Source organism: Roseomonas sp. KE0001 (assembly GCF_016107285.1).
Classification (GTDB): domain Bacteria; phylum Pseudomonadota; class Alphaproteobacteria; order Acetobacterales; family Acetobacteraceae; genus Pseudoroseomonas.
Genome location: NZ_RCVQ01000003.1, coordinates 82,652 through 100,103 on the forward strand (window position 1 = coordinate 82,652; position 17,452 = coordinate 100,103).

19 protein-coding genes are annotated in these 17,452 nt (G+C 72.3%); 6 read left to right on the plus strand and 13 right to left on the minus strand.

Annotated features, from left to right (window positions below):
* Positions 1-21: 21 nt before the first annotated feature.
* The 5 genes from D9598_RS06835 to D9598_RS06855 all read right to left on the minus strand — a co-directional run bounded on the left by D9598_RS06835 (position 22) and on the right by D9598_RS06855 (position 4,374).
* Positions 22-1,077: a DUF2125 domain-containing protein gene (locus tag D9598_RS06835; protein ID WP_198365675.1), complete on the minus strand. Its 1,056-nt coding sequence runs from the start codon at positions 1,075-1,077 to the stop codon at positions 22-24.
* 361 nt (positions 1,078-1,438) lie between these two features.
* Positions 1,439-2,191 carry a lysophospholipid acyltransferase family protein gene (locus D9598_RS06840; RefSeq protein WP_198365676.1) on the minus strand — a complete coding sequence of 251 codons (753 nt, stop codon included), beginning with the start codon at positions 2,189-2,191 and terminating at the stop codon, positions 1,439-1,441.
* A gap of 53 nt (positions 2,192-2,244) precedes the next feature.
* Positions 2,245-2,847: a YdcF family protein gene (locus tag D9598_RS06845; RefSeq protein ID WP_198365677.1), complete on the minus strand. Its 603-nt coding sequence runs from the start codon at positions 2,845-2,847 to the stop codon at positions 2,245-2,247.
* Positions 2,844-3,707, minus strand: coding sequence for an ABC transporter permease (locus D9598_RS06850; RefSeq protein ID WP_198365678.1), 864 nt, complete (start codon positions 3,705-3,707; stop codon positions 2,844-2,846). The genes D9598_RS06845 and D9598_RS06850 overlap by 4 nt, the downstream gene beginning before the upstream one ends.
* Positions 3,700-4,374: a cell division ATP-binding protein FtsE gene (locus tag D9598_RS06855; protein WP_198366166.1), complete on the minus strand. Its 675-nt coding sequence runs from the start codon at positions 4,372-4,374 to the stop codon at positions 3,700-3,702. The genes D9598_RS06850 and D9598_RS06855 overlap by 8 nt, the downstream gene beginning before the upstream one ends.
* A 93-nt stretch (positions 4,375-4,467) precedes the next feature.
* Between D9598_RS06855 and D9598_RS06860 the strand changes: the two genes are divergently transcribed.
* Positions 4,468-4,848 carry a zinc-ribbon domain-containing protein gene (locus D9598_RS06860; protein ID WP_198365679.1) on the plus strand — a complete coding sequence of 127 codons (381 nt, stop codon included), beginning with the start codon at positions 4,468-4,470 and terminating at the stop codon, positions 4,846-4,848.
* Positions 4,849-4,872: 24 nt separating this feature from the next.
* Here the strand turns inward: D9598_RS06860 and D9598_RS06865 are convergent, their stop codons facing one another.
* From D9598_RS06865 to D9598_RS06890, 6 genes are all read right to left on the minus strand, one after another.
* The gene (locus D9598_RS06865) at positions 4,873-6,939 is read right to left on the minus strand and encodes a glycoside hydrolase family 5 protein (RefSeq protein ID WP_198365680.1); all 2,067 of its coding nucleotides are present in this window, start codon (positions 6,937-6,939) and stop codon (positions 4,873-4,875) included.
* A gap of 154 nt (positions 6,940-7,093) precedes the next feature.
* Positions 7,094-8,194 (minus strand): glycosyl hydrolase, encoded by a 1,101-nt coding sequence (locus tag D9598_RS06870; protein WP_198365681.1) that lies wholly within the window; start codon positions 8,192-8,194, stop codon positions 7,094-7,096.
* A 342-nt stretch (positions 8,195-8,536) separates the two neighbouring features.
* Positions 8,537-8,845, minus strand: a complete 309-nt coding sequence (locus tag D9598_RS06875; protein WP_198365682.1) for an AzlD domain-containing protein — start codon at positions 8,843-8,845, stop codon at positions 8,537-8,539.
* Positions 8,842-9,591 carry an AzlC family ABC transporter permease gene (locus D9598_RS06880; protein ID WP_370591956.1) on the minus strand — a complete coding sequence of 250 codons (750 nt, stop codon included), beginning with the start codon at positions 9,589-9,591 and terminating at the stop codon, positions 8,842-8,844. The genes D9598_RS06875 and D9598_RS06880 overlap by 4 nt, the downstream gene beginning before the upstream one ends.
* Entirely contained in the window at positions 9,584-10,180 is a 597-nt protein-coding gene (locus D9598_RS06885; RefSeq protein ID WP_198365683.1) for a RecX family transcriptional regulator, read from the minus strand. Before D9598_RS06885 ends, D9598_RS06880 begins: the two co-directional genes overlap by 8 nt.
* Before the next feature lie 61 nt (positions 10,181-10,241).
* On the minus strand, positions 10,242-10,799 hold the full coding sequence (locus D9598_RS06890) for a hypothetical protein (RefSeq protein ID WP_198366205.1): 558 nt from the start codon (positions 10,797-10,799) through the stop codon (positions 10,242-10,244).
* A 198-nt stretch (positions 10,800-10,997) separates the two neighbouring features.
* Here D9598_RS06890 and D9598_RS06895 point away from each other — a divergent pair, with 198 nt between their 5' ends.
* The 5 genes from D9598_RS06895 to D9598_RS06915 all read left to right on the plus strand — a co-directional run bounded on the left by D9598_RS06895 (position 10,998) and on the right by D9598_RS06915 (position 16,155).
* On the plus strand, positions 10,998-12,191 hold the full coding sequence (locus tag D9598_RS06895) for an aspartate aminotransferase family protein (protein ID WP_198365684.1): 1,194 nt from the start codon (positions 10,998-11,000) through the stop codon (positions 12,189-12,191).
* Positions 12,188-13,132 carry an ornithine carbamoyltransferase gene (gene argF, locus D9598_RS06900; RefSeq protein ID WP_198365685.1) on the plus strand — a complete coding sequence of 315 codons (945 nt, stop codon included), beginning with the start codon at positions 12,188-12,190 and terminating at the stop codon, positions 13,130-13,132. The genes D9598_RS06895 and argF overlap by 4 nt, the downstream gene beginning before the upstream one ends.
* Positions 13,133-13,246: 114 nt before the next feature.
* Positions 13,247-14,425: a 5-demethoxyubiquinol-8 5-hydroxylase UbiM gene (ubiM, locus tag D9598_RS06905; RefSeq protein WP_198365686.1), complete on the plus strand. Its 1,179-nt coding sequence runs from the start codon at positions 13,247-13,249 to the stop codon at positions 14,423-14,425.
* Between the two features lie 96 nt (positions 14,426-14,521).
* The gene (locus D9598_RS06910; protein WP_198365687.1) at positions 14,522-15,481 is read left to right on the plus strand and encodes an Hsp33 family molecular chaperone HslO; all 960 of its coding nucleotides are present in this window, start codon (positions 14,522-14,524) and stop codon (positions 15,479-15,481) included.
* A gap of 38 nt (positions 15,482-15,519) precedes the next feature.
* Positions 15,520-16,155, plus strand: coding sequence for a hypothetical protein (locus D9598_RS06915; RefSeq protein ID WP_198365688.1), 636 nt, complete (start codon positions 15,520-15,522; stop codon positions 16,153-16,155).
* A 17-nt stretch (positions 16,156-16,172) separates the two neighbouring features.
* On the opposite strand, the gene folE is transcribed toward D9598_RS06915, so the two are convergent.
* Entirely contained in the window at positions 16,173-16,844 is a 672-nt protein-coding gene (folE, locus tag D9598_RS06920; protein ID WP_198365689.1) for a GTP cyclohydrolase I FolE, read from the minus strand.
* A 141-nt stretch (positions 16,845-16,985) separates the two neighbouring features.
* The gene (gene apaG / locus D9598_RS06925) at positions 16,986-17,396 is read right to left on the minus strand and encodes a Co2+/Mg2+ efflux protein ApaG (RefSeq protein ID WP_198365690.1); all 411 of its coding nucleotides are present in this window, start codon (positions 17,394-17,396) and stop codon (positions 16,986-16,988) included.
* Positions 17,397-17,452 lie beyond the last annotated feature (56 nt).

Sequence of the window (17,452 nt, forward strand, 5' to 3'; positions counted from 1 at the left end):
GGCCCGCCCGCGGGGCGGAACTCAGTCCCAGGCCAGAGGAGGCAGGCGCAGCAGCGGAATGCGGGCGGCGGTGAGCCGGCCCTGTTCCAGCGTGACCGGGACCTCGAGCTGCGGCGGGCCGCCTGCCGCCCCCGGGCGTTGCAGCATCGGCAGCAGGCTCCGCGCCAGGCCGGCATTGCGCGGATCGATCACGCCGGCCCGCAGCAACGCCTCCAGCACCAGGTCGGGATTGAACAGCCGCAGCGTGCCGGCACCCACCGGCTGCAGTCCGCCATCCAGCGCCAGCGTGGCGGCCGCGCTGGCAGCGACCGCGCCGGCGCGCAGCGTCAGGGCCCGCAGTTCCAGGGTCCCGCCGGCGTCGCGCCATGCCGCCGCCCGCTGTGCCGGCGGCGCGGCGGTAAACAGCCCGCCGGGCAGAGGGCCGTTCAACGCGGCGTCCAGCGTGGCCGTATCGACGCGGCCTCCGGGAAGCAGGCCGCCGGTGGCGCCCGGCAGGCTCAGCCCCCGCAGCGCGGCGGTCAGCACCAGGCCCGGCCCGCCAGGGGAAGTGTCCTGGCCGTCGATCCGGGCCTCCAGCGCGTCCAGCCCCATGCCCTGCTCCGCGCCGGGCGCGCCGCCGAGCCGGAGTCCCGCGCCGCGCAGCGTGACCCCGGCGGGCGGTCCGGACCCGGCCAGCGGCAGATCGGCCGTCAGGCTTTCCGCGGTGAAGGGCCAGTCCCACCCGGCCCGGTACAGGACGTGCCGGCCTTCCGCCGCGATATGCAGCAGACCGGGATCGGTCGGGCGGAGGCTGAGCTCCGCCCGCTCCGTCCGCCAGCCGAAGCCGGAGGGCGGTGTCAAAGCGAGATCCGGCAGGATGAGCGTGGCCAGGAACGGCCAGCCTCCGGCCCTGGGGGTGCCATGCGTCACCTGCCAGCCCTGGGCGCGGCGCCCCTCGGCCCAATCCTGGAAGCCTGCCTCCAGCCGGCCCGTCACATGGTGCCAGACCAGGGCATGGCCGGCCGCCAGCACGCCGGCCAGCAGGAGGAACCAGAGGAGGAGCCGGCGGTGGCGGGCGGGGCGCGGAACGGTACTCACCGGTACGATATAGGGGCGGTCAGAGGCGGCGGGAACGGTGCCGGGGCGCGGCCTCTCCGGGGACAGGCCGGGTGGAAAAAGGGAAGGGGGCCCGGCGGCTCGCCGAGTCGCGATTGAGGAATCAAGGTGCCGTACAGCTTTTCCGCAGAGTTATCCACAGAACGGGGGCGGTGGCCTTGGCATAACTCGCGGGAATCCGCCAGATTTTGGAGGGTTCGCTGAAAGTATGAGATTTTTCAGTATCTTATTGCAGAGAGCCGGGCCGGACATCGGGCCGCCGAGGATGTGCGCAGCAAAAAACGCTGGAGGCTGAGAGGCTTATTTGCCGTCATTCGGCGGCCCGCGCAGCCCTCCGGGCGGTTCATCCCACAGAATTATCCACAAGCTCTCCCCTTTGGGGCGAGAAGCCCTGCAGGGCGGCCAGCCTGTCGCTCTCCGTCTCGATCGCATCGGTCAGCCGGGCGATGAGCTGGGCCCGCGACAGGCCGGGGGGCAGGGGCGGCAGGATGGCGACATGGATGGTACCGGGCCATTTGGCGAAGGCGCGCCGGCCCCAGAACAGCCCGCTGTCGGTGGCGGCCGGCACCACGGGCGCGCCGCTGGCCGAGGCAAGGGCGACGACACCGGGCAGGTAGGGGACGCGCTGTCCCGGCGCGGTGCGGGTGCCCTCGGGAAAGATGACGATCTGGTCGCCGGCCGCCAGGGCCTGGCTCGCCTGGCGGACCATGCGCTTCAGCGCCGCCGCGCCGCCCGTCCGGTCGACCGCCACCGCGCCGTAATGCCGCGCCATCCAGCCCCAGGCGGGAATCCGCAGCAGTTCCTGCTTCAGCACATAGACGGGCTCGGGCAGCAGGGCGAGCCAGACGATGGTGTCGTAGGCCGACTGGTGCTTGGCGGCGATCACCACCGGCCCCTCGGGGAGGTTCTCGCGGCCGGTGACGGCCAGCCGGATGCCGCAGACCACCCGGAGGAGGAACAGCATCAGCCTCGCCCAGCCCTGCACGTAACGGCGCAACAGGCGGCGCGGCAGCGGCAGGAGCAGGATGCCGCTCAGGCAGCAAAGGGCGGTCAGGCTGAAGAACAGCGCGTTGAACAGCAGCGAACGCAGGACCACAGCCAGGGGAGGACGCCCGGCGGGACGATGTCCGGGCGGGGGAACGGCTGGCTTCACGGACGTGGATTCTCCGGCTTCAGGACGGACAGGCCCAGCATCGCGCCAAGCAGCTTCACATACTCCCGCACCAGGAGGCCGGTGCGGGGCCCCGCGGCCTGCACCGGATGCGGCACCAGGGTGACGCCCGGCAGCGTCCGGCGCAGCTCCAGCAGGGCTCGCGGCATATGGAAGGCGGCGGTGACGACGCGCAGGGAGTGGATCTGCCGCGCCCGGGCCCATTGCGCAACCTCCAGCGCATTGCCGCGCGTCGAGGTCGCCGCATGGCCCAGCGTGGTGCGCTCGGCCAGCGCCTCGGCGGAGAGGCCGGCGCGCCCCGCCAGCTCCGCCAGGGCCGCGTCGCGGCCGACGCCGGAGACGATCAGCCAGTCTCCCTGCCCCTCCGCCAGCAGGGTGAGGCCGACGGCCACGCGCTCCGGGCCGCCGGTCAGCACGGCGATGCCGTCGGTCGCGCGGAGCGGCAGCTCGGGCCGCGCCCGACTCTGCCCGGTGAACAGGGCGAAGCCGCCCAGCAGCAGCAGCGCCAGCAGCAGCGGCGGCCACCACAGCCGGCTCCAGGGCCCGCGGCGGCTGCCATCCGGCAGGACAGGCGGCGTCATGGCAGCCGCTTCAGCCATCGCCGGACACTGAGCTGGGCCGTGGCCCAGCCGATCAGCCCCGCCACCGGGGGCAGCAGGGCGAGGTCGAGCCAGGGCAGGGCCGCCCAGGGCTGGATGACGCCGCCCGAGAGCGGCGCGGCGAGTCCCGCCAGCCCCGCCAGGGTGGGCACGGCGATGGCCGCCCCCGCCAGCGCCCCGCCCGCCGCCAGCAGGCCGATGCGGCGCGCGAAGCGACCGGCGATGTCGCCCTGCGTGGCGCCGAGGTCGTGCAGGATCTCGATCGCCTGGCGGCGCGAGGCCAGTCCGGCCCGCGTCGCCACCGCCACCACGGCGACGGCGACGCCCACCACCAGCGCCAGCACGCTGAGCGCCACCCCCTGCACGCTGCGGGCCAGCGCGGCGAGGCGCGCCACCCAGATCCCGTGGGCCTCGACCTCCGCGCCCGGCACCGCCGCCGCCAGCTCGCGGGCGATCGGGGCGGGGTCGATCGAGAGGTCGGCCAGACGCAGCTCCAGCACCAGCGGCAGCGGCAGGGCCGGCACCTCGCCGAGCCAGGGGCGGAGCAGCTCGCGCATGCGCTCGGCATCCACCGGCTCGGCGCTGGCGACCTGCGGCATGCGGCGCAGCAGCGCCAGGGCATCCTCCATCCGGCTGGCCTGCTCGGGCGGCAGCTGCACGGTCACGGCGGCGGCCGCGCCGTGTTGCCAGCGGTCCTTCAGGGCCGCGGCGCCGCGGCTTCCGGCCAGCGCCAGCGCCGCCAGCAGCGCCATGGCGGCGACCAGCCCAGGCAGCAGCTTGTCGGACAGGGCGCGCTTGAGGCCCAGCGGATCGCGCGAGAAGCGGGTGCGGCGCTCAGCCATGATGCACCATCCGGCCGGCCTGCAGGACCAGCGAGGGGGCCGCGAACTGCGACACCAGATCCTCGCTGTGGGTCGCCACCACCACCGTCGTGCCCAGCCGGTTCATCTGCGTCAGCAGGGCCAGCAGCCGCCGCGCCTGATGCGAATCGAGATTGCCGGTCGGCTCGTCGGCCACCAGGAGCTGCGGCCGGGTGACGACGGCGCGGGCGATGGCGACACGCTGCTGCTCGCCGCCCGAGAGCTGCTGCGGCAAGGACATTTCCTTCCCCTGCAGCCCGACCCAGCGCAGCATCTCCGTCACGTCCGGGCGCAGGCTGCCCTCGGAGCGGCCGGTGAGGCGCAGCGGCAGGGCGACATTGTCGAAGGCCGACAGGTAGGGCAGCAGGCGGAAGTCCTGGAACACCACGCCGATCCGGCGGCGCAGGCGCGGCAGGGCTCCGCGCCGCGCGCCGCGCACCTCGGTGCCGAGCACCTCCAGGCGCCCGCGCGTCGGCAGCTGCGCCAGATGCATCAGCCGCAGCAGCGAGGACTTGCCGGCGCCCGAGGCGCCCAGCAGCCAGGTGAAGCTGCCCTCCGGCAGGGTGAAGGTCAGATCGGCCAGGGCCTCCGGCGCCTCCTCCCCGTCAGGGGACGGATAGCGCAGCCCTACCTCGGTGAAGCGCACCATGGCGCAGGGGAATGCCATGCCCGGCGCGGGGCGGCTACCCGGCAGAATTGACAAAGGGTTGCAGCGGCACGGCCCGCCGGTCATAGCGGCGCCATGCGCATCGAATGTCCCCACTGCGCCGCCGCCTATGACGTGCCGGATTCCGCCCTCAGCCCGGGCCGCGAGGTCCGCTGCGCGCGCTGCGCCCACGACTGGGCGCCGGTTCCCGCCCCACCGCCGCCGCCCGCGCCGCGCCGATCGGCCACCGCGCCGGTGCAGCCCGTGGCCGCCCTCAGCGTCGGCCAGGCGCCGTCGCGGCCGGAGCCGCTGAAGCTCGCCCGCGAGGCCGCCCCCGACCGGGGCAACCTCGTCCTGGCCTGGATCGCCTCGCTGCTGCTGGTGGCGGCGGCGCTGGCGGGGCTGTGGGTCTGGCGCGAGGCCCTGGCGGAAGCCTGGCCGCCGCTGGCCCGGCTGTACCGCGCCCTGGGCGCCTGAGGCGGACGGGCCCGGCGGGGCGGCTCAGCCGAGCGGGTCGTCGGTGCGGTGCTCGATCAGCAGGCCGCGCTCGATATAGTGGCGGGTGGCCGCCTGCAGGTCATCGCCGAAGGCGGCGCGCAGATCGGCGTAGTTCTCTAGATACTGTGCGGCATCGAAACCGGCGCGGGCGCGGTGCTCCTGGACGCCGAAGTGCAGCCAGTGCAGCGTGCCCTGCCGCGCGTCCGTGCCGATCGCCTCGGTCAGGTCACGATGCGAGGCGATGTAGGTCAGCGGATCGAAGCTGGCGGAGCGCCCCTCGATGCGCGCCCGGTCGAGGAAATGCGCCGTGGCGCCGGCCTGATCGGTGCCGAAGGCCAGGGACAGGTCGTCATAGGAGGCGGCGTAGCGCAGGCCGTCGAAAGTGATGCTCCGCCCCTCGGCGCGGCCGGTGGTGATGTAGTGGCCGGCCGCCGCCTCGGCATCGCGGCCGAAGACCGCCCGGAGGTCGTCGTAGGAGGCGAGGTAGGCGGCGCTGTCGAAGCCGGCCGCGCGGCCTTCCAGGCGGCCGAACTGGATGAAGTGCCGCGCGCCGGCCTCCTCGTCGGCGCCGAAGGCGGCGGAGAGGTCGGCATGGCTGGCGATGTAGGAAAGCCCGTCGAAGCCGATGGCGCGGTGCTCGGCCAGGCCGTGGCGGAGCAGGTGCGTCCAGCCGGCGGCGGCATCGGTGCCGAAGGCCGCCATCAGGTCGGCGTGGCTCGCGACGTATTCCAGCGGGCTGGACGAATGCAGGGCCGTCACCTTGACCAGGACATTGTCGCCGAAGCGGATCTGCTCGATGTCGCGGCCATGGTCGGTCTCGCCGGTGGCGCGGTTGACCAGGAAGACATCGTCACCGCGCCGCAGCACCGCCCAGCCGGCGGAGACGCCGCCGACCAGCAGCGTGTCCACCCCCGGCCCGCCGGCGAAGCTTTCGCTGATCCCGTCGGTGGCGTGCAGCACCTGGTTGGGGACGAAGCCCTGGCCGGCGATCCTCTGAAGCTGCTGGATCTTGGCGGCGATCGGGGTGCTCCAGTTGCCGGACAGGATGCCGCCGGTGTCGCCGGAGCTGGGGTTCCAGGACCACCAGGCCCAGGAGAGGCCGGCGGCCGGGGCGCCGGGATCGGTCACTCCATCCCCGTTCGCATCGCCGTTCAGGGCACGGATCAGCACGTCGAGCCAGGCCCAGTCCTTGCTGTCGCCCTCCAGCTTGCTGCCGAACTCGCCGAGCAGGATCGGGGCGATGCCCTGGCTGGAGAGATAGCCCCACTGCTTCTGGAAGACCTCGTGCAGGTTGCCGGGGAAGTTCGGGTCGTTGAACCAGGGCTGGCCGTAGACGGAATTCGGGTAGTCGTGCGGCGAATAGACCAGCTTGTTGGCGACCGGCAGCACCACCGGGTCGGTCGCGGCGCCCTGGAGATTGCCGCCCCACCAGTACCAGTCGCCATTGTGGATCTCGACGCCCTCGACCAGGATCAGCCAGTCGGGGTTGACCGCCTGGATGGCGGCGCCGGCGCGCTCGGCGGCGGCGCTCCACGCCGCCCAGCTGGCGCCGGCATGCGGCTCATTGTGCAGGTCCGCCCCGATGACCGTGGCATTGCCCTTGTAGCGGGCGGCGAGCATCTGCCAGTCGTCGATCCAGTCCTGCTCGCTGTAGCGGCCGTCATACCAGAGGCCGCTGCCGTTCGGCCCGTCCCCGGCGGGACCGCGATGCCGGTCGAGGATGATGCGCAGGCCGATCTGGCCGGCATAATCGACGATCTTGTCGATGAACTGCACGCCGGACAGGCCCTGAAGGTCGGGGTTGCGGCCATAGTCGATGCCGACGGGCGCCAGTCCGCCCTCCAGCAGCTCGGAGGAATAGGGCAGGCGGATCGTGTTGAAGCCGAGCGACTTCATCTGATCCATCATGTCCATCCAGTTGCGCTGGAACAGGCCGTCGGGCGAGGCGTTGCGCGTCTCGAGCCCGTACCAGTTCACCGCGGCGATGCGGACGGCATGGCCATCCGCGTCGAGGATCTCATTGCCGCGGGTCGAGAAAAAGCCTGTTCCATTTTCGGCACGAGACAGCATGGGGCCCCACAAGCAAGAGTAGCGTCCGACCGTCGGACGCACTCTTACTGTTCTGGCTGCCCCGGAAAATCTACAGAAATGAGACTGCGTATAAAAAAACTAAACGTGAGCGCCGGTATCCGGCGCCCGTGACGGGGCCGCCCGCCGCCTCAGATCAGAACAGCGGGTCGTCCGTGCGGCCCTCATGGCGGCCGAAGATGATCCAATGCGTCGCCGCCGCATCCTGGTCCCAGCCGAAGGCATCGCGCAGGTCGCCATAATTGGCCAGGTAGGTGTTGGCATCGAAGGTCACCGGCTCGCGCCGCTCGACGACGCCGTACTGGAAGTAGTGACGGACGCCCGCCTCGGCATTGGCGCCGAAGGCGTCGATGAGATCGCCATAGGAGGCGATGTACTGGAGGCCGTTCAGCTTCCATTCGGCATTCGGGTTCTGGAAGGCCGAAATATAGGCATTGCCGGAATTGGGCTGCGTGCCGTCCGACATCTTGCCCAGATAGTCGTCATCCGAATCCCAGCGGGACTGGAAGACGACATCATGCGTGTCGAACCACATCTTCATGGCATTGATGTAGGGCGCGGCATTGTCCGTCATGACGCCCCATTCGGAGTAGGCGGTGGGCTTGCCCATGGCATCGGCGAAATCCTGGTGCCACTGCATGCCGAACTGCTGGGTCAGCAGGTTCTGCCAGGCATAGTACGGATCCTCGCCCCAATAGGCGGTGTTCCAGTAGACATCCATGCCGATGATGTCGACATAGTCGTTGCCGGGATAGGCGGTGGCGGGGTCGATGCCGGCCCAGGCCTCGTTGACGTTCCATTCGAAGACGAAGCGGTCGGAGACGGACCGGAAGGTGTCCACGAACTGGCGGAAGGCGCCGATATACTCCTGCTCATGCCCGATGGCCGACCAGGGGAACCAGTCTCCGTTCAGTTCCCAGCCGACACGGATGTTGATCGGCACATCGGTGGGGCCGGCCTGCAGGATGGTTTCGGCCGCCTGGCGATAATAGTCGTTGTAGGCACCCGTCGCGGCCACGGCGAGGCTGGAGTCGACGGTAATCAGCGGCACCGACCAGTGCAGCTCGCGCTGGGTTTCATGGAACATGTCGGCCACCAGCGCCGTGCTGCCCAGGAAGTCGCCCCAGCTCTGGAAGCCGATGGCCGTATGCACGCCCGTGACATCCCGGCCGAGCCAGTTTTCGAAGTCGGTGAGGGCCGCGGTCGAGTTACCGACATAGATCCCGAGCTGGGTCATGAAAGCCTTTTCCTCCGCTTCAGAAATGACATCAGGAGAGCAATGCAACCGGCAATTGGCCCCTTCCTGGGAAGGCAGACAATTTTTGAGATGCAGCAATAATATGCGGCTCTAATGACGCATTCGTTAGAATAAGTCCATGGAAAACTGCATTCGCGCGGATAATTCAGGGGTGCGGCGAGGAATTCTATTCCAGATTGAAAATCATTTACTTTGAATTGTATTGGATGGAAAGAAACATTTTCAGGGTAGTATTTCAAGTACTGAGCATCGTTTTGATCGATGTTCAGCGTTTCCAGTGCAACCTGGAATGGCGATCCCGGCCGGCCCCGGGAACGGGGCCTATCCCTCCGTGGGAAGCAGCAGCCCGATCAGCCACACGATAAGGATGCCGCTGGGGATGGAGAGGGCCAGGCTGCCCGTCCGCCGCTGCACCAGGACCACCCCCAGCGCCCCGACCAGGCCGAGCGGCCCGTACTTGGCCAGGGCCAGGGTGACATAGGCGGCGAAGATGGGCCCCGGCAGATTGCGCAGCATGGCCTGGACAAAGGGCGGCAGGCCGAAGGTCCGCAGCACGGCATAGCCGCCGGCGCGACAGAAATAGGTGGCGGCGGCCATGCCCAGGATGGTCAGCACGACATCCGCCCTCACCTCCCGTCCTCCTGCCCGGCGGGTGGTGGCGGGCGGGCCTCGTGCCAGGCGGCCAGCGCGGCGCCCGCCAGGGCCCCGCCGAGCAGCGGAAAGGGCTGCGGCAGGCCAAGGACATGCGCGGCGAGGGCGAGGGCCCCGGCCAGCAGCCAAGGGGCCATATCCTGCCGCGGGCCACGCCAGAGCGGCACCAGCAGGGAGACGAAGGCGGCGATGCCGCCGAAATAGAGCGGGTGCCCCGGCGGCAGCCGGACACTGCCTCCCAGCACATGGCCGAGGCCCACGCAGACCATCCAGGCCACCCAGAGGAGCAGGCCGACGCCCAGCAGATATCCGGCGTCCCGCCCGCCGCGCCGCTGCTCCGCGATGCTGAGGGCGAAGGAATGGTCCACCAGCGTCGCCAGCGTGCCCCACAGGCGCCAGCCCCGCAGCCGGTCGAGCCAGGGAGCGAGGGCGGCCCCCATCGGGGCCATGCGGATGTTCACCACCAGCGCCGCCAGCGTCGCCGCCAGGATGGAGGGGGGATCGGTCCAGAGCTCCAGGCTGAGAAGCTGCGCCGCGCCGGCATAGACGATGCCGGACATCAGCAGGGTCTCACCCAGGCTCAGCCCCTTGCCGGCGGCCACCACGCCCACCAGGGCGCCGAAGGGCAGCAGGCCCAGGAGCAGGGGCAGGCCGGCGGCGGCGCCCCGGAGCATCCCGGCGCGGGTGAAGCTCACCTTGTAGGGGCCGGCGGCCGGCTCAGTCACGGCGGGCGGCCAGCAGACGATCCTCCGCCTCCTCCGGCGCCATGTCGAGGGCGCGCTCCGCGACATCCCGCGCGAAGCCGCCCCGGGCCAGCGCGGCCAGGGCCTTCAGGCGCTGCTCGGGGGAGGGCGGCTCGGCGGCGAAGGGCCCGGCACGGCGGCGGCGCAGATGGCCGAGCGCCGCGGCGAGATCGTCCGGCGGCGCCGCCTCCAGCAGCGTGGCGGCGGTGTCCGGCCGCACGCCCTTGGCGGCGAGATGGGCGGCAATGGCGCGGCGGGAGCGGCCCGCCTGGTTCAGCCGCCGCGCCCGGCTGGCGGCGAAGGCGGCATCGTCCACTGCCCCCGTGTCACTGAGGCGGTGGGCCACGGCCACGGCCTCGGCCCGGGCGGCGGCGACCCTCGCGGCCACCGCCTCGGCCTCCTGCCCCTCCGCCTCGGCGCGGCGGGCCCAGCGGTCGATCCGGCGGTGCAGGACACGGATCAGCCCCGCCTCGGTGGCGGCGAAGCGCGCCAGATGCGCCAGTGCGGCCTCGCGCAGGCGCGCGGCATCCGGCGGCGGGCCTGCCCGCACCTCCTCCCGTCTTCCGGTCATGCGGCGATAGTGCCACGCCGCCGCGGCCCTCGGAAGGCGGCGCCCGGCGCCGTTTGCGGCCTTACCTGCTGGGCGGCGTCTGGTCCGGGCGGGTGGAGGGCGGAACCTGCCGCATCTCCAGCGAGGGCGCCTCGGTGGTGCTGGTGGAGGGCGAGGCCGGCTGGTTGCGCTGGCTCTCCGGACGCGAGGCGGTGTTGCCCGAGCCGGTGGGGGGTGTGGCGCCGCTGTTGTTGGCGGCGCCGCCCTGCGCGTTGCTGCCGCTGCGCGCGCTGCCCTGCGGCGCGCCCTGGCCCAGGTTGTTCTGCGCCTGCCGTTCCTGGCCGGGATAGGCGCCGGAGGTGTTGGTCCCCGCCGCGCGGTCGAGCGCCCGCGTCGCCGCCGTCCCCGGCGGGTTGGCCGGGGTGCCGTCCGCCTGGCCGGGATAGGCACCGGAGACATTGGTGCCGGCGGCGCGGTCCAGCGCCCGGGTGGCGGCGTTGTTCTGGAGCGTCTGCTCGCCCGGCGGGGCGTCCGACGTGGCGTTCGGCGCGGGGCGGGCCTGGGCCAGGGCCGCGCCGGACCAGCCGATCAGGGCGGCCGCCGCGAGCGGGAGGAGGCGGGGGGAGAGAGGACGGGACATCGGGGCGTCTCCATGTTCTGGCGTCATCTCCAGAACAGGGCGGCCCCCCGGCGGGTTGCTCCCTGCCATGTCCGGAGGGTGGGGCGGCACGGCGGGTGCGGGCTTTGACCGCGGCTGTCCTTTGCGGCAATGTCGACGTTTCCGCGGAACACCGCGCGGTGGTCGCGCGGGGCTGCGGTGCAGCGGAGAAATATTCGCGTGATCCCCGCCCTGATGCCGACCTACAACCGTGCCGACCTCGCCTTCGAGCGGGGTGAGGGCGCCTGGCTGTGGACGGCGGATCAGCGACGATTCCTCGATTTCGGCAGCGGCATCGCCACCACCAGCATCGGCCATGGCCATCCGCACCTGGTGAGGACCGTCGCCGAGCAGGCGGCGAAGGTGATGCATGTCTCGAACCTCTACCGCGTGCCCCAGGCCGAGCGGCTGGCGGCGCGGCATGTCGAGGCCTCCTTCGCCGACAGCGTCTTCTTCTGCAATTCGGGCGCCGAGGCGAACGAGGGCATGATCAAGGCCGTCCGCAAGTATCATGCGGAGAACGGCCACCCCGAGCGCTTCCACATGATCTGCTTCGAGGGCGCCTTCCATGGCCGGACGCTGGCCACCCTCTCGGCCACCGGCAACGAGAAGTACCTCGCCGGCTTCGGCCCGCCGGTGCAGGGCTTCGACCATGTGCCCTTCGGCAACATGAACGCGGTGCGCGACGCCATCGGGCCGCAGACCGCCGGCATCATGATCGAGCCGATCCAGGGCGAGGGTGGCGTGCGCCCGGCGGATCTCCGCTTCCTGCGGGAGCTGCGCGCCGTCTGCGACGAGTTCGGCCTGCTGCTGGCGCTGGATGAGGTGCAGACCGGCATGGGCCGCTCCGGCAAGCTCTGGGCGCACCAGTGGGCGAACATCGAGCCGGACGTGATGTCCTCGGCCAAGGGCATCGGCGGCGGCTTCCCGCTCGGCGCCGTGCTGGCCAAGGAGAAGGTGGCCAGGCACCTGAAGCCCGGCACCCATGGCACCACCTACGGCGGCAACCCGCTGGCCTGCGCCGCCGGCAACGCCGTGCTGGACGTGGTGCTGGAGGCGGGCTTCCTCGACCGCGTGGACCGCACCGCCCGCTACCTGTGGGACGGGCTGCAGGCCCTGTCGCGCCAGCATCCGCGCGTCGCCTCGGGGGTGCGCGGCGCCGGGCTGCTGGTCGGGCTGCAGCTGGTGCCGGAGGTGACCAACGGCGACCTGCAGGCGGCCGCGGTGGAGGAGGGGCTGCTGAGCGTCGCCGCCGGGCAGAACGTGCTGCGCCTGGCCCCGCCGCTGATCGTCACCGAGGCCGAGGTGGACCAGGCCCTCGCCATGCTGGGCCGTGCCCTGGCCCGGCTGACGCCGCAGGGCGCCGCGCAGTGACGGCGGCGACGGGGAAGGGGGGCGCCGGCGGCGCCCCTCGCCACTTTCTGGAACTGTCGGACTTCGAGGCGCCGACGCTGCGCCGCATGCTCGATCTCGCCGCCGCCAGCAAGGCCGGGCGCCGTGACGACCGTCCCCTGGCCGGCAAGACGGTGGCGCTGATCTTCGAGAAGCCCTCCACCCGCACCCGCGTCTCCTTCGAGGTCGGCATCCACCAGCTCGGCGGCCACGCGGTGGTGCTCTCGGCGCGGGACATGCAGCTCGGCCGCGGCGAGTCGGCGGCCGATACGGCCCGCGTCCTGTCGCGCTACGTCGATGCCATCATGCTGCGCACCGACAGCGTGGCGAAGCTGCGCGAACTGGCGCAGCACGCCACCGTGCCGGTGATCAACGGCCTCACCGACGTCTCCCACCCCTGCCAGCTGATGGCCGACGTCCTCACCTTCGAGGAGCATCGCGGCCCGATCGCCGGCCAGACCCTGGCCTGGGTGGGCGATGGCAACAATGTCGCGCAGAGCTTCATCCAGGCGGCGGCGCGCTTCGGCTTCACGCTCCGCCTCGCCACCCCGCCCGAGCTGGCGCCGCCGGCCCAGCTGGTGGACTGGGCCCGGCGCGAGGGTGCGACGATCGAGCTGACCTCCGACCCGGTGGCGGCGGTGCGCGGCGCGCGCTGCGTCGTCACCGACACCTGGGTCAGCATGTCGGACGAGAAGGAGGGCGGGCCGACGGCGCGCCACAACCTTCTCGCCCCCTATCAGCTGAACGAGGCGCTGCTGGCCCACGCGGCGCCGGACGCGCTGGTCATGCACTGCCTGCCGGCGCATCGCGGCGAGGAGATCACCGAGGCGGTCATCGAGGGCCCGCAATCGGTGGTCTTCGACGAGGCGGAGAACCGGCTGCACGCGCAGAAGGGCGTGCTGCTCTGGGCGCTGGGAGGCTGAGGCGGCGCCGGCCGGGTCATTGGCACCCGCCCGCGCCGGCCCTACCTATCCGGCAGGGCCCCGGAACCGCCGGCGGCCCTGCCGGCCAGCGGGTCGGCCAATGGAGGGCGCCTGATGCAGTTTGACATCGTGATCGTGGGCGGCGGCCCGGCCGGGCTCGCCCTCGCCGCCTCGCTGCGGGGCAGCGGCCTCTCGGCCGCGGTGGTCGAGCGGCAGGCCGCCTCCGCCCTGGCCGAGCCGGCCTTCGACGGGCGCGAGATCGCGCTGACGCACCATTCCCAGGACATCCTGCGCCGGCTCGGCGCCTGGGACCACCTGCCGCCGGACAGCATCGCCCCACTGCGCGAGGCCCGCGTGCTGAACGGCGGCTCGGCCTATGCGCTGCGCTTCGACACGGCCGGGCGCCCTGAGGCGGAGCTGGGCCGGCTGGTGCCGAACCACGCCATCCGCCGGGCGCTGCACCGCGTTGTCGCCGCCGCCCCGGAGGTGACCCTGCTCGCCGGCCGGGGGGTGGCGCGGATGGCCACCGACGTGGACGGCGCCTGGCTGGACCTCGAGGACGGGCAGCGCCTGCGGGCCGGGCTGCTGGTCGCCGCGGACAGCCGCTTCTCCGGGGCGCGGCAGGCGCTGGGCATCGGCGCCGAGACCCGCGATTTCGGCAAGCGCATGATGGTCTGCCGCCTGCGCCATGCCGGCGAGCATGGCGGCATCGCCACCGAATGGTTCGACTATGGCCAGACCATCGCCATGCTGCCGCTGAACGGCCGGCACTCCTCGGCCGTGATCACCCTTCCGCCGGATGAGATGGCGAGGCTGGAGGCGCTGCCGCCGGAGGCCTTCGGGCCGGAGATCGCCCGGCGCTACCGCCAGCGGCTCGGCGCCATGGAGCTGGTCAGCACCCGGCATGTCTATCCGCTGGTGTCGGTCTATGCCGAGCGCTTCGCCACCACCCGCGCCACGCTGATCGGCGACGCGGCGGTGGGCATGCATCCGGTTACCGCGCATGGCTTCAACTTCGGCCTGCGCGGCCAGGACCTGCTGGCCCGGGAGATCCGCGCCGCCCATGCGGCCGGGCGCGACTTCGCGGCGCCGGCGGTGCTGCGGCGCTATGCCCTGGCGCATCGTCGGGCGACGCGTGGCCTCTACCTCGCCACCAATGCCACGGCGCTGATCTATGGCGAGGCGGCGCTGCCGGCGCGGCTGCTCCGCAACGCCGCTCTGCGCCTCGGCAACCATCTGCGGCCGGTGCGGCAGCGCATCGTCGCCCAGCTGATGGAGGCGGGGCCGGCCTGAGGGGGCCGACCACGCCGCGGGGCTGCCCGGCTCGCAGCGCGTGGGCCGGCACCCTATCTCTTGCCCTTTCAGACAGTTTCAGGCCCCTGCCGCGTGATGGATCCGACCCAACCTTCCGCCACCCCCGATTTCCTCAACCACGACCGCCCGCCCGTGCCGCACCTGACCGTGCCGCGCGGCGTGCAGCCTTTCCACCTCGCGGAGAAGCCCGTGCGGGGCCGGCTGGTGCGGCTCGGCCCCCTGGCCGATGCGCTGCTCACCCGCCATGACATGCCCGCGCCGGTCACGGCCCTGCTCGGCCAGGCCCTGGCGCTGACCGCCGGGCTGGCGGCCGCCCTGAAGTTCCAGGGCAGCTTCAGCCTGCAGGCCAAGGGGGACGGGCCGGTCGGCATGCTGCTGGCCGATTGCACCGAGGCCGGCGCCCTGCGCGGCTATGCCCGGGCCGAGGCCGGGACGCTGGCTGGGGACGGGCCGGCGGGGGCCGCGGCGCTGCTCGGCAAGGGCTATCTCGCCTTCACCGTGGACCAGGGCGCGGAGATGGAGCGCTACCAGGGCATCATCGGCATCGAGGGCGACAGCCTGGCCGAGATGACCGGGCACTACTTCGCCACATCGGAACAGCTCGCCAGCCGGGTCTGGCTGGCGGCGGCGCCGACACCGGCAGGCTGGCGCGCCTCGGCGCTGATCCTGGAGCGGGTGGCCGGGCAGGGCGGCGTCGGGCCGGAGCTGGACGAGGCCGCGCAGCAGGATGCCTGGGAGACCGCCCTGGCGCTGGCCGGCACCATCACCGAGGCCGAGCTGCTGGATGATGCGCTGAGCGGCGAGCGGCTGCTGCACCGCCTGTTCCATGCCGAGGGGCTGGCGGTGGACCGGCCGCGCCCGCTGTCCTACGGCTGCCGCTGCTCCCGCTCCCGCCTGGCCTCGGTGCTGGCCGGCTTCGGCACGGAGGATCTGGACCACATGGCCGAGAACGGCGACATCACCATGACCTGCGAGTTCTGCAACCTCGGCTTCCGCTTCGCGCGGGACGAGGTGCGGGCGGCGGGCGCAGGATGAGCGGGCGGAACTGCAGGGGAGCGGTTAGGGGAATGAGGATGCCGATCACGCGCCGCCGGGCGCTGCGGGGGGCGGCCCTGGGAATGCCGGCGCTGCTGGCCGCCTGTGCCACGGGCGATGCCCAGCCGCCGCTGCAGCCGGAGCCGGGCTATGCCCATCTGACGCCGCTGCGGCTGAACGTGCTGGAGATCGAGGTGGTGGAGCCGTCGCCGGGCCCGGCCTTTCGCGTCGATCCGCCGGCACCGCTCTCGCCCGTCACCCAGGCGCTGCGGATGGGGCGGGAGCGGCTCTCCGCCGTCGGCACCCAGGGTCGCGGCCGGTACGTGCTGGATGCGGCGAGTCTGACGCGGGAGACCGCGGATGGCGGCGGGCTCTTCTCGGAGCGGACGGAGCGGCTGACCGTCCTGCTGCGCGCGCGGGTGGAGATCCTGGGCGCCGATGGCGGGCGGATCGGCTTCTCCGAGGCGGAGGTGCGGCGCACCGCGACCTCGGTGGCCGACAGCCCGGCCGCCCGGGCCCGCGCGGCGGACCTGATCGTGCGCCAGGCGATGGATGACCTGAACGTGGAGTTCGAGTTCCAGCTGCGCCGCAACCTGCGCGACTGGATCATGACCGGGGAGCCGAGCGCCCCACTGCCGGGGCCGGTGCTGCAGGAAACCCTGCCGACCGGCTGAGCCGCCGGGCTGTCGGCTCAGGCCTCCGGCAGCGGCCGTCCCTGGCCGACCAGCCCCATGAACTCCTGGCGCAGCGCCCGGTCGGTGCGGAACTCGCCCAGCATGCGGCTGGTGATCATCGCGACCCCCGGCTTGTGCACGCCGCGGGTCGTCATGCACTGGTGCGACGCCTCGATGACCACGGCGACGCCGCGCGGGCGCAGCACCTCGTCGATGCTGTTGGCGATCTGCGCCGTCAGCTTCTCCTGGATCTGCAGGCGGCGGCTATAGGCCTCGACCACCCGCGCCAGCTTGCTGATGCCGACCACGCGGCCGGCCGGGAGATAGGCGACATGCGCGCGGCCGATGATCGGCACCATGTGATGCTCGCAATGACTCTCCAGCCGGATGTCGCGCAGCAGCACCATCTCGTCATAGCCCTCCGTCTCCTCGAAGGAGCGGGCGAGCAGCGCGACCGGATCCTCGCCATAGCCGGAGAAGAATTCCTCATAGGCGCGGGCGACGCGGGAGGGGGTGTCGCGAAGGCCCTCGCGCTCCGGGTCATCCCCGGCCCAGAGCAGCAGGGTGCGGATGGCGGCCTCGGCCTCGGCGCGGCTGGGGCGCGGCACGGCCCCGGGGATGTCATCCCGGGCGGAGGTGGCGAGCTTCGCGTCAGCGGACGGGCGGGCGGTGGGGAGGGCGAGATTCACGTCGGGATTTCCCGTCAGTTTCCGGAGGCGGCGCGACCCGGCATGAAATGGCCAGCCGCGGCCCGGAGGCAAGACCCGGTTGAGCAGGGCTCGCCCCCGCTTTCGGCGGGGCAGGCACCCGGAGGGAGGGCCAAGGGAGGATCAGTGGACCGCCCCGGCCTGGTGGGGGCTGTCCAGGCTGAAGGCGGGGATGACGACGTCGAAGGCCTCGCCGCTGGCCGTCTCGATCATGTGGTAGAGGCCGCGCATGAAGCCGGAGGGCGTCGAGAGCGGCGTGCCGGAGGTGTATTCGAAGTCCTCCCCGGGCTCCAGCACCGGCTGCTCGCCCACCACGCCCGGCCCGTGCACGCGCTGCTCGCGGCCCAGCCCATCGGTGATCCGCCAGCTCCGCTTCAGGAGTTGCACCGTCACCTGTCCCAGGTTCTCGATGGTGACCCGGTAGGCCCAGACGAAATGCGCCTGCTCGGGCCGCGACTGGTCGGTGAGATAGAAGGCGCGGACGGTGACGCGGATATCGCGGGTCGTGGCGGTGAAGGCGGGCGGCTGGGTCATGGGGATGTTCTGGCCCGTTCGGGAGGGCTGCCAGGTGGCGGGGCGTCGGGAGGTCC